Source organism: Streptomyces sp. 8P21H-1, from assembly GCF_013302945.1.
In genome coordinates this window covers 1-543 of sequence record NZ_JABTYA010000246.1, presented here as the reverse complement: position 1 = coordinate 543, position 543 = coordinate 1, and the positions used below count along the sequence as shown (strand labels likewise).

Below are 543 nucleotides of genomic sequence, written 5' to 3'. Positions count from 1 at the left end.
TCCGGCGAGCACTGGAGCGCGAAGTCGAGCGCGATCTCCAGGTCCAGCTCGGCGGCCCTGCGCACGAAGTCGTCGAAGTCCTCGATCGTGCCGAGGTCCGGGTGGACGGCGTCGTGCCCGCCCTCCGGCGAACCGATCGCCCACGGCACCCCGACGTCGTCCGGGCCCGGGTTCAGCGTGTTGTTGGGGCCCTTGCGGAAGGTCGTGCCGATGGGGTGGATCGGCGGCAGGTACACCACGTCGAAGCCCATCTCCGCGATGGCGGGCAGCCGCCGCGCCGCCGTGCGGAACGTCCCGCCGACCGGCGGCCTGCCGGGCTCCACCACCGCGCCCTCCGAGCGCGGGAAGAACTCGTACCAGGACCCGTACAGCGCCCGTTCGCGCTCCACCGACAGGGGAAGCGGGTCCGACCGGGAGAGCCGTTCCCGCAGGGGGTGGCGCGCGAACGCCGCGTCCACGTCCGGTGTCAGGGCGGCGGCGAGCCGGGCGGCCGGGGGCCGGGTGTCGTCGCGCAGGGCCTCCGCGGCGGTCAGCACGGCCGTC

The 543-nt window shown here is 75.1% G+C and carries 1 protein-coding gene; it reads right to left on the bottom strand.

The window, feature by feature from the left end; genetic code table 11:
* A partial coding sequence (locus HO151_RS07385) for a maltotransferase domain-containing protein (protein WP_254594730.1) occupies positions 1–543 on the bottom strand: 543 nt, incomplete at both ends.